11 protein-coding genes are annotated in these 14,306 nt (G+C 64.6%); 1 reads left to right on the forward strand and 10 read right to left on the reverse strand.

All coding sequences use genetic code 11. From position 1 onward, the window contains the following. Window positions 1–36: 36 nt before the first annotated feature. The 6 genes from DMX06_RS15515 to arcD (DMX06_RS15540) form a co-directional block, all read right to left on the reverse strand. Window positions 37–1,545, reverse strand: coding sequence for a sigma-54-dependent transcriptional regulator (locus DMX06_RS15515; protein ID WP_110738298.1), 1,509 nt, complete (start codon window positions 1,543–1,545; stop codon window positions 37–39). A gap of 193 nt (window positions 1,546–1,738) precedes the next feature. After that, window positions 1,739–2,107, reverse strand: a complete 369-nt coding sequence (locus tag DMX06_RS15520) for a DUF5064 family protein (protein WP_110738299.1) — start codon at window positions 2,105–2,107, stop codon at window positions 1,739–1,741. A gap of 56 nt (window positions 2,108–2,163) precedes the next feature. Then, a complete protein-coding gene (arcC, locus tag DMX06_RS15525) occupies window positions 2,164–3,093 on the reverse strand; it encodes a carbamate kinase (protein ID WP_110738300.1) in 930 nt (309 codons plus the stop codon). A gap of 136 nt (window positions 3,094–3,229) precedes the next feature. Next, window positions 3,230–4,240, reverse strand: coding sequence for an ornithine carbamoyltransferase (locus tag DMX06_RS15530; RefSeq protein WP_110738301.1), 1,011 nt, complete (start codon window positions 4,238–4,240; stop codon window positions 3,230–3,232). Window positions 4,241–4,308: 68 nt separating this feature from the next. Further along, complete coding sequence (gene arcA, locus DMX06_RS15535) at window positions 4,309–5,562, reverse strand: arginine deiminase (protein ID WP_110738302.1); 1,254 nt, start codon at window positions 5,560–5,562, stop codon at window positions 4,309–4,311. Between the two features lie 33 nt (window positions 5,563–5,595). After that, the gene (arcD, locus tag DMX06_RS15540) at window positions 5,596–7,023 is read right to left on the reverse strand and encodes an arginine-ornithine antiporter (RefSeq protein WP_110738303.1); all 1,428 of its coding nucleotides are present in this window, start codon (window positions 7,021–7,023) and stop codon (window positions 5,596–5,598) included. Between the two features lie 425 nt (window positions 7,024–7,448). On the opposite strand from arcD (DMX06_RS15540), the gene arcD (DMX06_RS15545) reads away from it, so the two are divergent. Further along, window positions 7,449–8,876, forward strand: a complete 1,428-nt coding sequence (gene arcD, locus DMX06_RS15545) for an arginine-ornithine antiporter (protein WP_110738304.1) — start codon at window positions 7,449–7,451, stop codon at window positions 8,874–8,876. 91 nt (window positions 8,877–8,967) lie between these two features. On the opposite strand, the gene DMX06_RS15550 is transcribed toward arcD (DMX06_RS15545), so the two are convergent. The 4 genes from DMX06_RS15550 to DMX06_RS15565 form a co-directional block, all read right to left on the reverse strand. Continuing rightward, window positions 8,968–10,302: a CoA transferase gene (locus DMX06_RS15550; protein ID WP_110738305.1), complete on the reverse strand. Its 1,335-nt coding sequence runs from the start codon at window positions 10,300–10,302 to the stop codon at window positions 8,968–8,970. Window positions 10,303–10,360: 58 nt separating this feature from the next. After that, window positions 10,361–10,774, reverse strand: a complete 414-nt coding sequence (locus DMX06_RS15555) for a YbaN family protein (protein ID WP_062575031.1) — start codon at window positions 10,772–10,774, stop codon at window positions 10,361–10,363. A gap of 49 nt (window positions 10,775–10,823) precedes the next feature. After that, a complete protein-coding gene (locus DMX06_RS15560) occupies window positions 10,824–11,429 on the reverse strand; it encodes a biliverdin-producing heme oxygenase (RefSeq protein ID WP_028691979.1) in 606 nt (201 codons plus the stop codon). 147 nt (window positions 11,430–11,576) lie between these two features. Then, on the reverse strand, window positions 11,577–14,183 hold the full coding sequence (locus tag DMX06_RS15565; RefSeq protein ID WP_110738306.1) for a TonB-dependent receptor: 2,607 nt from the start codon (window positions 14,181–14,183) through the stop codon (window positions 11,577–11,579). Between the last annotated feature and the right edge of the window lie 123 nt (window positions 14,184–14,306).

Raw genomic sequence — 14,306 nt, forward strand, 5'->3', positions numbered from 1 at the left:
CTCGGGTGTGGTCCACAACGATCCGCGCGATACCCCTCAGGCTTTGTTTGGAATGCCGTATTTGCGCAAGCGCTGGGCAATGGCGGTGTGCGATGTCTGCAAGCGTCCGGCCAACTGCCGGGTCGAAGGATAGCTGGCATACAAACGCTGCAGCAGTTCCCGTTCGAAGTCGCCCACTGCCTGCTCCAGGCTCTCCACCTCGCCGTCCTGCCCACGGGCGACCGAAGTGCCGGCGATGTCCAGGTCTCCGATATCAATCACGTTGCTTTCGCAGATGGCCGCAGCCCGGAAGATCACATTCTGTAGCTGGCGCACGTTGCCCGGCCAGGGGTTGGCCAGCAGTGCCGGATGTGTGGCAGGCGCCAGTCGGCAGGTCGGGCGCTGGATCTGGGTGCAGGCCTGCTGCATGAAGAAATGCGCCAGTGACAGGATGTCCTGGCCGCGCTCGCGCAGCGGCGGCACTTGCAGGTTGAGGACATTGAGGCGGTAGAACAGGTCTTCGCGGAAGGTGCCTTCGGCGACCATGCGCTCCAGGTCACGGTGGGTGGCGCTGATGATGCGCACGTCCACCTTCACCTCGCGGTCTCCGCCGACCCGGCGGAAGCTGCCGTCGCTGAGAAACCGCAGGAGCTTGGCCTGCAGGTACGGCGACATTTCGCCGATCTCGTCGAGGAACACCGTGCCCTGGTTGGCCAGCTCCATCAGCCCGGGCTTGCCGCCGCGTTGTGCACCGGTGAAGGCGCCCGGAGCGTAGCCGAACAGTTCGCTCTCGGCCAGGCTCTCGGGCAGCGCGGCGCAATTGAGCGCCAGGAACGGCGCGGCATGGCGGCTGCTGATGGCGTGGCAGGCACGGGCCACCAGCTCCTTGCCGGTACCGGTCTCGCCGTGTACCAGCAGCGGCGCGTCGAGGGTGGCCACGCGCAAGGCGCGGGCCTTGAGGGTGCGGATGGCGGGTGAGTCGCCGAGCATGGCGTCGAAACCCTCGGCGTGATCGTGATGCAGCGCCGACAGGCGCTCGCCCATGCGGTTCGGCGGATACAGGGTCAGCAGGCCGCCGGCGTGGGTGATCGGTGTGGCATCGAGCAGCAGGCTCTGGCCGTTGAGCTGCATCTCGCGCATGGGCAGGTGGAAGTTGTTGTCCAGCAGGGCCTGGAGCAGATCCGGGTCACCGAACAGCTCGCCCACCGAGCGCCCGGCTGACTCGCGCCCGCACAGGGCGATCAGCGCCGGGTTGGCCAGCAGCACCAGGCCTGCGCTGTCCACCGCCAGCACTGGGTCGCTCATGGCGGCGAGCAGGGCGTCGAGCTGCAGGTGACGGCGCTGGCCGGGGAGGATGTCGACCACTTCCACCGATCGCACCCCGTGCACTTCGAACAAGGCGTCGTGCAACTCCTCGAGCACGGCCGGGCTCAGGGTCGGGGCGTCGATGTAGACGTTCGGCGGGACCATCTCCACGGCATCGAGGTTGAGGTTGCGGGCGCCGAGCAGGGCCAGGACTTCCTGGGTGATGCCGACGCGGTCGATGAAGCTGACGTGGATGCGCATGGGGGGCAATTATGGCCGAGGGAGGCCGTAGTATGCCTTGGGAGCCGTGACCAACCCAACATTGCCGGGGGCGCTATGCGCCCCTTTCGCGACACAAGGCCGCTCCCACAGGTAAAACATCGCATCCATAAGCGGTGAGATACTTGTGGGAGCGGCCTTGTGTCGCGAAAGGGCTGCGCAGCTGCCCCAGCAATTACTCCAGATGCTCGGGTTTGATCGGGTCGCCCGATTTCACATCCAGCTTGCTGCGAATGTCTTCGAACATATAGTCATACAGCTTGTGCGGAGAGCCGAGGTTCTCGAACTTCTTCGGTGGCGGCAGGAACGATTGGGCCTTGCGACTCAGCTGCATCAGAAAGCTCGGCAGCACCTGGTCCTTGGCCAGGAAGAATTTCTCATCGACGGCCTTGCCCTCGATGTTGCCATGCATGCGGAACTGGATACCTCTGCCTTCCTTGGGGTCGGTCGCCGCCTCGTATTCGATATTGAGGTCGTAGCTGTGGTCGTTCGTGTTCAGCGCGGTGCGCTCAATGTGTACATGACCGGGCGCGTACTGGGCCATGGCAGACTCCTTCGGAAGGTTGAAAACGGCGGGCGCCAGGCACCCGCCAACTGCATTCAACGGTAGCTGATACCGGGCTTGGCGGTGGAAACCCGCGTGCCGGCGGTGCCCTTGACGATGTCTTCGATGTTCTCCAGCGAGCTGATCACCGCCACCTTGCCGGTGTGGCGGGCGAAATCGCAGGCGGCCTGGACCTTCGGCCCCATGGAGCCTGCAGCGAAACCGAGCTTCTCGAGCTCGTCAGGATGGGCCTGGGCGATGGCCTTCTGGGTCGGCTTGCCGAAATCGATGTACGCCGCGTCGACGTCGGTGGCGATGATCAGCAGGTCGGCTTCCAGCTGTTCGGCCAGCAGCGCCGAGCACAGGTCCTTGTCGATCACCGCCTCGATGCCCTTGAGCTTGCGGTTCTCGTCGTACATGGTGGGGATGCCGCCGCCGCCGGCGCAGATGACGATGCTGCTCTTCTCCAGCAGCCACTTGATCGGGCGGATCTCGAAGATGCGCTTGGGTTTCGGGCTGGCCACCACGCGGCGGTACTTGTCGCCGTCGGGCTTGACCACCCAGCCTTTTTCCTTGGCCAGGCGTTCGGCCTCGTCCTTGGCATAGACCGGGCCGATGAATTTGGTCGGGTCCTTGAACGCCGGGTCGTTGGCGTCCACTTCCACCTGGGTGAGCAGGGTGGCGAACGGCACCTCGAAGGCCAGCAGGTTGCCCAGTTCCTGTTCGATCATGTAGCCGATCATGCCTTCGGTCTCGGCACCGAGCACGTCCAGCGGATAGGCTTCATCCGGCTTGTACGAAAGCCCCTGCAGCGACAGCAGGCCGACTTGCGGGCCGTTGCCGTGGGCGATGACCAGTTCATTGCCGGGGTGGATCTTGGCGATCTGCTCGGTGGCGGTGCGGATATTGGCGCGCTGGTTGTCGGCGGTCATCGGCTCGCCGCGGCGCAGCAGGGCGTTGCCGCCCAATGCAACAACGATACGCATGGGGAATGTCCTTTAAACGGGGAGTGACGATCCTGTGGGAGCGGGTTTACCCGCGAATGCGTCAGCAGGGCCAGCGATGTCGTCTGGGCTGGCCCTTTCGCGGGTGAACCCGCTCCCACAGGGATCGAGGATGGCCTTAGAGGTCAGCCAGGGTCGACACCAGGATCGCCTTGATCGTGTGCATGCGGTTCTCCGCCTGCTCGAAGGCGATGCACGCCGGCGACTCGAACACGTCATCGGTCACTTCGATGCCGTTGGCCAGGTCCGGGTACTGCTCGGCAATCTGCTTGCCGACCTTGGTCTCGGAGTTGTGGAACGCTGGCAGGCAGTGCATGAACTTGGTCCGTGGGTTGCCGGTGGCCTTCATCAGTTCCTTGTTCACCTGGTAGGGCTTGAGCTGTTTGATGCGCTCGCCCCAGGCTTCGATCGGCTCGCCCATCGATACCCAGACGTCGGTGTGGACGAAGTCGACGCCCTTGACCGCGGCTTTCGGGTCTTCGGTCAGGGTGATGCGTGCGCCGCTTTCCTCGGCGTATTTATGGCAGCGCTCGACCAGGTCGTCATGGGGCCACAGGGCCTTGGGCGCGGCGATGCGCACGTCCATGCCGAGCTTGGCACCGATCAGCAGCAGCGAGTTGCCCATGTTGTTGCGGGCATCGCCCAGGTAGGCATAGCTGATGTCGTGCAGCGGCTTGTCGCTGTGCTCACGCATGGTCAGCACGTCGGCGATCATCTGGGTCGGGTGGTATTCGTCGGTCAGGCCGTTGAACACCGGTACACCGGCGAACTTGGCCAGTTCCTCGACGATCTCCTGCTTGAAGCCACGGTACTCGATGGCGTCGTACATGCGCCCGAGCACGCGGGCGGTGTCCTTCATGCTCTCCTTGTGGCCGATCTGCGAGGAGTTGGGGTCGATGTAGGTGACGTTGGCGCCCTGGTCGTAGGCGGCGACTTCGAAGGCGCAGCGGGTGCGGGTCGAGGTCTTCTCGAAAATCAGGGCGATGTTGTTGCCCTTCAGGTGCTGCTGCTCGGTACCGGTGTACTTGGCGCGCTTGAGATCGCGGGACAGGTCCAGCAGGTAGCGCAGCTCGCGGGTGCTGTGGTGTTCGAGGCTGAGCAGGTTGCGGTTGTGGATGTTGAACGCCATGACGGTTCTCCTTGGATTCGGTGATCGGCCCGGCCGGCACCGGGTAGGTGCGGCCGGGGGATGGACGTTTAGTAGTCGATAGGGTCGCGGACGATCGGGCAGGTCATGCAGTGGCCGCCGCCTCGGCCCCGGCCCAGTTCACCGGCGCTGATGGTGATGACCTCGATCCCTGCCTTGCGCAGCAGGGTGTTGGTGTAGGTGTTGCGGTCGTAGCCGATGACCACGCCGGGCTCCACGGCCACCACGTTGTTGCCGTCATCCCACTGTTCACGCTCGGCGGCGAAGCTGTTGCCGCCGGTCTCGACCACGCGCAGCTTGACCCCCAGTTGCTCGCCGACCACCTCGATGAACGACTTGTTCTCGCGGCGCACGTCCATGCCATACGGCTTGCTTTCGTCCGGGCGTATGATGAACGGCACGATCTCCTTGACCACTTCCGGGAAGACCGTGACCAGGTCGCGGTCGCAGAAGCTGAACACGGTGTCCAGGTGCATCGCGGCACGGGATTTCGGCAGGCCGGCGACGATGACTTTCTCCACCGCGCCCTTGGCGAACAGGTTCTGTGCCAGCTGGCCGATGGCCTGGCGCGAGGTGCGCTCGCCCATGCCGATGAGCACGACGCCCTTGCCGATCGGCATGACGTCGCCGCCTTCGAGGGTGGCGTTGCCGTGGTCCTTGTCCGGGTCGCCGTACCAGACCTGGAAGTCGGCGTTGGTGAACTCCTTGTGGAACTTGTAGATGGCGGTGGTCAGCAGGGTTTCCTGGCGTCGCGCCGGCCAGTACATCGGGTTGAGCGTCACGCCACCGTAGATCCAGCAGGTGGTGTCGCGAGTGAACTGGGTGTTGGGCAGCGGCGGCAGGATGAAGCTGGAGTGGCCCAGGTAGTCGTTGTACATCTTGACCACGCTGGCGCCTTCGCTTTCCGGCAGGTCCTGGCCGGCCACGCCGCCGATCAGGAACTCGGCCAGGTGGCGTGGCTCGAGGCCTTCGAGCCAGCTGCGCACTTCATTGGTGAGGCCGACGCCGACGGTGTCGGAGGTGATCTTGCGGTCGAGAATCCACTTCAGTGCGTCGGGCTGCTGGACGATGTCGGTCAGCAGGTTGTGCATCTCCAGCACATCGACGCCGCGCTCGCGCATCTTGGTGACGAAGTCGAAGTGGTCGCGCTTGGCCTGGTCGACCCAGATCACGTCGTCGAACAGCAGTTCGTCGCAGTTGCTCGGGGTCAGGCGTTTGTGCGCCAGGCCCGGGCTGCAGACCATCACTTTGCGCAGTTTGCCGGCTTCGGAATGGACGCCGTATTTCTGTTTCTCAGTGGACATGGTGAATCCTCCTGTAAAGCGAAGACGTGGGGGTCAGAGAGTCAGGAAGCCGTCGTACAGGCCATAGGCCGCCACCAGGGCGCCCGCGACCACGGCGGCGAAGATCAGTTTTTCCACGCTGGTGAAGATCGGTTGGCCGACCTCGCGCTTGGCCTTGGCGAACAGGATCGCGCCAGGGGCATAGAGCAGGGCCGAGAGCAGCAGGTATTTCACGCCGCCGGCGTACAGCAGCCAGATCGCGTAGAGCAGGGCGATGCCGCCGATGATCAGGTCTTTCTTGCGTTCGGCCAGGGCCTGTTCGTAGGTCTCGTTGCGCCAGGCCAGCAGGAAGGCATAGGCCGCCGACCACAGGTAGGGCACCAGGATCATCGAGGTGGCGAGGTAGATCAGCGACAGGTAGGTGCTGTTGGAGAACAGGGTGATGACCAGGAAGATCTGCACCATGGCGTTGGTCAGCCACAGGGCGTTGGCCGGTACATGGTTGGCGTTCTCGCGGCGCAGGAACTCCGGCATGGTGTGGTCCTTGGCGGCGGCGAACATGATCTCGGCGCACAGCAGCACCCACGACAGCAGGGCGCCCAGCAGCGAGATGATCAGGCCGACGCTGATCAGCACCGCGCCCCAGTGGCCGACCACGTGTTCCAGCACCGCGGCCATCGACGGGTTCTGCAGCTTGGCCAGCTCCGGCTGGGTCATCACCCCCAGCGACAGCACGTTGACCAGCACCAGGAACAGCAGCACGGTGACGAAGCCGATGACCGTGGCCTTGCCGACGTCTGAGCGTTTTTCCGCACGGGAAGAAAAGATGCTCGCGCCCTCGATGCCGATGAACACCCACACGGTGACCAGCATCATGTTGCGCACCTGGTTCATCACGCTGCCCAGCTCTGGCGTGCCGACGGCCCAGATGTCGGCGGTGAACACATCGAGCTTGAAGGCGAACAGGCAGATCAGCGCGAACAGCGCCAGCGGCACGACCTTGGCCACGGTGGTGACCAGGTTGATGAACGCGGCTTCCTTGATGCCGCGCAGCACCAGGAAGTGCACGGCCCACAGCAGGATCGAAGCACCGATCACCGCCGCCGGGGTGTTGCCTTCACCGAATACCGGGAAGAAATACCCCAGGGTGCTGAACAGCAGCACGAAGTAGCCGACGTTGCCCAACCAGGCGCTGATCCAGTAGCCCCAGGCCGAAGAGAAGCCCATGTAGTCACCGAAACCGGCCTTGGCGTAGGCGTACACCCCGCCGTCAAGATCGGGCTTGCGGTTGGCCAGGGTCTGGAAGACGAAGGCGAGGGTGAGCATGCCCACCGCGGTGATGGCCCAGCCGATCAGCACGGCGCCGACGCCGGCGCTGGCGGCCATGTTCTGGGGCAGCGAGAAGATCCCGCCACCGATCATCGAGCCGACGACAAGTGCAACGAGTGCACCTAGTTTTAGTTTTCCGGGAGAATCAGACATTTAACGACTCCGTACCAGGAGAAAGTTGACCTCAGAATAAATCTGACGCCTGGATCATTCGCTGACTTAGATCAGTTCATGCCCGCATGAAGATCAGAAAAATCCTTCACACGCCTCCTGGAGGATGCCGACAGCTCTGACGCAGGCCTTGTGCGCTGGCACCTCCATGCCCTTCTAGAGCAAACGCTCCGTTTCGCCTGCGAACTGAGAAGTTAGTCCGTTTTGCGGTTTTCGCAAATTTTTCACAGCAAATAGCGACGGGTTTAGACGATCCGCAAAGTAGTCGACTAATGTGGTTTTTATTAAGGTGTCGGTATAGACAGCATGGTTATGAGTGCTATAGGTTTAATGGCTTTATTTGATAAAAAACTTGTAACAATAGTGTCGGCCAATACGTTCACGCGCGCCCGCGCACGAGGAGTCCTATGAGCGAACCGGGACAGAAACTGCGCCTAGGTGCGCTGATCGCGCTGGTGGTCGGCTCGATGATCGGTGGCGGGATCTTCTCGTTGCCGCAGAACATGGCTGCCCGCGCCGATGTCGGAGCGGTGCTGATCGGCTGGGGCATCACCGCGGTGGGGATGCTGGCGCTGGCCTTCGTCTTCCAGACCCTGGCCAACCGCAAGCCGGAGCTGGACTCCGGGGTGTATGCCTACGCCAAGGCCGGCTTCGGCGACTACATGGGCTTCTCCTCGGCCTGGGGCTACTGGATCAGTGCCTGGCTGGGCAACGTCGGTTACTTCGTATTGCTGTTCAGTACCCTCGGCTTCTACTTTCCGGTGTTCGGCGAAGGCAACACACCGGTGGCCATCGGTTGCGCCTCGCTGCTGCTATGGGCGGTGCATTTCCTGGTGCTGCGCGGCATCAAGGAGGCCGCCTTCATCAACCAGGTGACCACCGTGGCCAAGGTCGTGCCGCTGCTGATGTTCATCGTCATCGCCGCCTTCGCCTTTCGCGCCGACATCTTCACCCGCGACATCTGGGGGTTGAGCAATCCGCAGTTCGGCAGCGTGCTGGAGCAGGTGCGTAACATGATGCTGGTGACGGTGTTCGTGTTCATCGGCATCGAGGGCGCGAGTGTCTATTCGGGGCGGGCGCTGCACCGCTCGGACGTGGGCAAGGCCACCGTGGTCGGCTTTCTCGGCGTGCTGGCGCTGCTGGTGCTGGTCAACGTGCTGTCGCTGGGGGTGATGACCCAGCCGGAGCTGGCTGGCTTGCAGAACCCCTCCTTGGCGTCGGTGCTGGAGCATATCGTCGGGCCCTGGGGGGCGCTGTTGATCAGCATCGGCCTGGCGGTATCGCTGCTGGGTGCATTGCTGTCGTGGGCGCTGCTGTGCGCCGAGATTCTCTATGCCACCGCCCGGGACAAGACCATGCCGCGCTTCCTGGCGCGGGAGAACGCCAACCAGGTGCCGGCCAACGCCCTGTGGTTGACCAATGTGATGATCCAGGGCTTCCTGCTGATCACCCTGTTCTCGGCGGGGACCTACACCAGCCTGATCTACCTGGCGTCATCGATGATCCTGGTGCCGTACTTCTGGTCGGCGGCCTATGCCGTGCTGCTGGCCTGCCGCGGTGAAGGCTACCAGGGACAGGCGGGGCTGCGGCGCAAGGACCTGCTGGTGGCGGCGATCGCGCTGTTGTACGCGGTCTGGCTGCTGTATGCCGGAGGGCTCAAGTACGTGCTGCTGTCGGCGCTGCTGTATGCGCCCGGGGTGATCCTGTTCGCCCGGGCCAAGCACGAGCAGGGGCAGGTGCTGTTCACTGCGTGGGAGAAATTGATCTTCGCGGCGGTGCTGGCGGGGGCGGGGCTGGCGGCGTATGCCCTGTATTCAGGGTTGTTGAGCCTGTGATCAGGCCTGGCGCCGCTCCCACAGGGGGACAGTTCCCTGCGCGACAGCGCAGCCCGAACGGCCGGGCGATCTCCTACAGGGGATCCCGCAGTCACCACTGGGCAGGCGCTGAGCCAAGCTCGCAGGCTCCACGCGCCCAGCTCATGGTAGCCTCACCCACCTTCAACGGCGCCTTGATCCGCTGTGCTGCGCCCCAAGGCGTGCATTCGATGCGCGGATCGATGTCCAGCGCCGACTCCGCGGCCAATGCCAGGTCCTCTTCCACGGTCCCTCGTTCGATCAGCAATGCCGCCGTGCGTGCCAGTGACAGCCTGGATCGGCATCCCTCGCCTCGTCCCAGCGCTCGTATCACTTCGGCCGCCATCAGGTATCCAGTGGCGTGATCCAGCGCCTGCACCGGCAGCGGTACAGGCCGATCCGCCTGGCGCCAGCGCATGCCTTCGCGGGCGATGCCGGTGCTCATCTGCACCAGGCTGTCGAATCCGCGACGGTCTTGCCAGGGTCCGCTCCAGCCATAGGCGTTCAGGCTCACATCGATCAGCCCGGGGTTGAGCTGGCGTCGTCGTTCGACACCCAGGTCGAGCCGCTCGAGGGCATCGGCGCGGTAGCCATGTACCAGCACATCGGCCTCGACCAGCAAGCGATCGAAGCATTGACGGCCGGCCAGGGTACGCAGGTCCAGGCGGGCGCAGCGTTTGCCCAGGGTCACCTCGGCGGCCACCGCAGGCTCTTCCCAGTCAGGCGGGTCTATCCGTAGCACGTCGGCACCAAAAGCGGCCAGCAGGCGGGTGGCGGTGGGGCCGGCGAGGATGCGGGTGAGGTCGAGGACCTTGATGCCGGCCAACGGTCGATCTGCGCTGCCGCGCCAGGCCAGGGTGGTTGCGGTGAAGGTCTGGCGCAGGATCAGCGGTTCCTGGTTCACTGCCAAACCCTGCGGATGCGCGCACCATTCGGGCCAGCTGCGCATCCGCGCCGCGCAGCCACCGGCTCCCACTACCGCAGCTTCCAGTGCATCGGCGTCCCAGCGGGCGACCTCGTTGGCGACACTGGCGCGGTCGGCTTGGGCACCCAGTACCCGCAGGGCGGCGGTGCGGTGGTGCGTCGCGTTGGTGTGCAGGCGGATCCAGCCGTCGCGGGCCTGATAGTCACCGGCGATGGCATCCCACAGCGGCGGTGGCTCCCAGCCGCCAGGCCGCAGGCTGGTGGCGAACCAGAAGGACGCCAGGCGGCGGTCGATGTGCACCAGGGGGCAGTGGCCCGACTGGCCCTGGAGCAGATCGGCCAGGGCCAGTCCGCAGGCGGCGAGACTGGCGGCGGCCAGTTCGGTTACTGCAAATGTGGAGGGCAGGGCGCCGATGCCGTGCCAGCTTACGGCGGTGGGGGAGAGTTGTAGTGAATGGGCGATGGTGTCGAGCAATGGCTGCATGCCGGATCCTCCTTCGTGGAGCCCATTGCAGTACATCCGGCGCCGCAGCGCAAATGAATCAACCTTGCAGTTCGACAGCGCCTGGTGGCGTCGGACGTTCCGGGCGCGACCAGATCCACAGGTTGCCCAGGGTCATGCCGGTGATGGCGAGGAACACCGGCCAGTGGTGCTCGAGGAAGGTCAGCATCAGGCCGGCGCACAGCAGCATGCTGATGGTCGCGCTGACCTTGGCGCGGCGCTGGATCACCTTGCCGTTGCGCCAGTTGTAGAGAATCGGACCGAACAGCCGGTGGTTCTCCAGCCAGGCGGACAGGCGCGGCGAGCTGCGGGTCGCGGCCCAGGCGGCGAGGAGGATGAACTCGGTGGTGGGCAGCCCGGGAATGACGATGGCCACCAGGCCAATGCCCAGGCTGACGTAGGCCAGGATCGCGTAGAGCAGGCGGGACAGTTTCGAGCGGGCGATTCGGGTCATGGTCTCACTGCAACGGTGTGGCCGCCCGCAGGCGGCCGGGTAAAGCGTGTCAGGCCAGCGCGGCGTCGGCGGCGTAGGCATGCTTGAGCAGCTCGGTGAAGCGCTCGAAGGCGGCGACCGCGCCACGTTCGGCGGCGGCGTCTTCCTCGGGCGACAGCTCCAGGCTGTCGAGGATGCGGGTGAACTGCTTCCAGCCTTCGGCACGGCCACCGGCCGGCTCGCCCAGGTGACGGGCACCGAAGGTCTCGGACAGCTCCAGGGCCACGGCGCGCTTGATCAGGAACGCGGCGCCCAGTTTGGAGCCTTCGGAGACGAAGATCCAGCCCAGGGCCTCGCCCAGGCTTGGCTTGCCCAGGGCGCCGGCGAAGGGCGCGGGTACTTCGGTGTCGAGGTCGGCCAGGTCCAGGCGGGCCTGTTCGGCGCGGCAGCGCGCGGCGAGGTCCGGCACGATGGCGATCAGTTGCGGGTCGGTGTACAGCGCCTGCAGCTCGGACTGGAACAGGTACTGGGCGACCACGAAGCGGGCGAAGCTTTCACGGCTGTCGAACGGCTTGTGCGATTTGACCAGGGCGTCCAGCTCGGTGTGCGGGGCGTGGGTGACCTGGTTCAGGCGCTGGGAGCGCAGGGCGGCGCGTTCGGTGGAAGGGGCGGTCATGGGGGCATCCTTGGAAAATGGGGCGTCTAGTGACAAGACGAAACAGAAGACGCGGGACAGTAAAAAAACCTCACCTGCGAAGTGAAATCATTCTCATGACTTGAAACGGGCGGCACCTGCATCGCGGGCGCCGCCCTTATCAGCCGATCAGATATCCCACACCAGATTGATGGCGAAGTTGCGGCCAGGGGCTGTCAAGCGATCCAGGTTGGCCGGCTGGGTAACGGCCGCTTCGCCCACACCGTTCTGGTCACCGACCATGGCGTACTTGCGCACGTCGTCCCACTGCCAGTACTTCTTGTCGGCCAGGTTGTACACGCCGCCGTTGATGGTCAGGTCGTCGGTGATCCGGTAGAAGCCGGTCAGGTCCAGTACGCCGTAGCCGGGGGTGCGGAAGTTCGAGCTGGAACCGTCGGGGGCGAAAAATTTGGTGTCGTCCACGCGATTCTTGCGCTTGACCACGGTCCAGCTGAGCTGGGTGCCGTAGTCAATCTGCTCGTAGCCCAGGCCGAACACGCCGGTTAGCGGGTTGACGCTGTTCAGCGGTTGGCCGGTGTCGTCGTTGCGCCCGTAGGCATAGGCGATGGAGCCGACGGTGTACAGGCCATCAGGCGCGCCGAAGCGGTCCAGGTTGAGTCGGCCCTTGACTTCGGCGCCCTTGATGGTGGCGTGCTTGATGTTGTTGGCCTGGAAGGAGGTCCCCAGGTTGGTCGACTGCACGGCCTCTTCGTTGATGAAATCGCGGTACTTGTTGTAGAACACCGCGATATCGAAGTTGCCGGCGTCGAAGTGGCCACGCAGGCCGGTTTCGTAGCTCTTGCTCTTCTCCGGCTCCAGCCCCGGGTTGGGCTCGACCACATAGCCGCCGGCGAGGTTTTCGAAGCGGCCCCAGATCGCCTTGGCGCTCGGCGTGCGGAAACCTTCGGCGTACTGCCCGTACCAGGTGTAGTTGTCGTTGAAGGCATAGGTCACGCCCAGTTTGGGCGATACGCGGTGCCATTTCTTGTCGTCGTCGTTCAGACGGCTTTGCCCGGTGGGGCTGGTGCTCTGCACGCCGCGCAGGTATTCGGCGGTCATCTTCGGATCGATGCGGGTGTAGTCGTAGCGAGCACCCGGCAGGAAGGTCCAGTTGTTCCAGCGGATCTCGTCCTGGGCGAACAGGCTGTAGGTGTTGACGGTCGGATCCGGGAAGTCGCTGACCGGTGCCGGGGTGTCGGCCGGGCTGATCTGGCCGATGAATCGGCAGGCGCCGCCCACCACCAGGCAGGTGCCCTTGCCGGTGCGCAGGCCGGTGATCTTTTCATGCTTGAGCGTGGTGCCGTAGGTGAGCAGGTGGTCGGTTTCACCGATGCGCAACGCCTTGTCCAGCTGGGCATCAAGCACCCATTGGCGGTCCTTGTAGGTGGTGTCGCGTTCGCGCAGCACCGTGCGGCTGAACGGGAAGTAGATTTCCGAGGTTGCCTGGTCGGTCTTGGCGATCTGGTAGTTCAGGCTCCACTTGACGTGGTCGGCGACCAGCGAATCCAGGCCGAATTCATGATTGATGCCGAAACGCTCGCGGGTGACGGTATCGTTGCCGGTGCGGCTGCGGTACATGCCCAGGGGCGAGCCGCCGTTGAACGGTCCGCCCACTGCGCTGAGGATGTTCTGGTCGCGATCATCCTTGTAGTGCTCGTAGGTCAGCCCGAACCGCGCGTCGTCGGCGTAGTTCCAGCCCAGCTTGGCCAGCACGTTGGTGGTGCGAACGTCTTCAGGGTTGGCTTTGGTCCGGTTGATGCCGGCGCCGCCGTGTCCGCCATAGGACTCGGTCTCATGGCCATTGCGCTGGCTCAGGTGCAGCAGGCCGTCGAAATCACCCTGGCGGCCCGCTACGGTGGCCGAGGTCAGCCAGCTTTCGTCGGCGGAGCTGTAGCCGGTCTTCAGGCGTGCGCCGACATCCTTGCCTGGCTTGATGATGTCTTCCGGGTCGAGGGTGTAGTAGCTCACCGCGCCGCCAATGGCGTTGCTGCCGTAGAGTACGGAGGCCGGGCCGCGCAGGATCTCCACGCGCTTGACGATCTCGGGGTCGACATAGTTACGCTGGGTCTGGGCGTAGGGGCCGTTGAAGAAACTGTCGGGAATCGACACGCCGTCCACCTGGGTCAGCACCCGGTCACCATCGATACCACGGATGTTGTAGCCGTTCAGGCCGCTGCGCTGGCCGGTGCCGGACACCGAAACGCCGGGCTCGTAGCGCACCAGTTGCTTGATGTCGTTGACGTTCTGCCGATCCAGCTGCTCGCGGGTCTGCACACTGACGGTGCTCGGCACCTGGCTGACATCCTGGGCGCTGCGGGTGGCGCTGACGGTCACCTGTTGCAGGGCGATGGCGTTGCCGGCGGACTGGCGCTCGAGCACCACGTTGCCGTTACCGATCTTGCGGTAGCCCAGGCCGGTGCCGCGCAGCAGGCGTTGCAGCGCCATCTCCGGGGCCAGCGAGCCCTGCACGCCCGGCGAGGCCACGCCGTCGGCCAGCTCGGCGCTGAAGCCGACCTGCCAGCCGGTCACCTTGCTGAAGGCGTTGATGGCCTCGACCAGCGGCTGCTGGGCGATGGCGAAACGGTAGTCGCCCATGCGCGGGCTGCTGGCCTGGGCCGGTTCCACGGCCAGCGCCGGCAGGCTGCAGGCGCCGCTGGCGAGCAGGGCCAGGGTCAGCAGGGACAATTGCCCGCGACGGCGGGAAGAAGAGGACGGGCGGGTCTGACCTGTGGGCATCGAAAGCGCTCCCTGTCGCGCGTAAGTTATAGGCGGTGCTTGCTCTCGTTTTCGAACGAGAATCAATCGTATTGGCTATAACGAGACGGGCGAGGCAGGGCGATCGCGTAAAAAAACTTACCG

Source organism: Pseudomonas mosselii, assembly GCF_003205295.1.
GTDB classification, from domain to species: domain Bacteria; phylum Pseudomonadota; class Gammaproteobacteria; order Pseudomonadales; family Pseudomonadaceae; genus Aquipseudomonas; species Aquipseudomonas mosselii_B.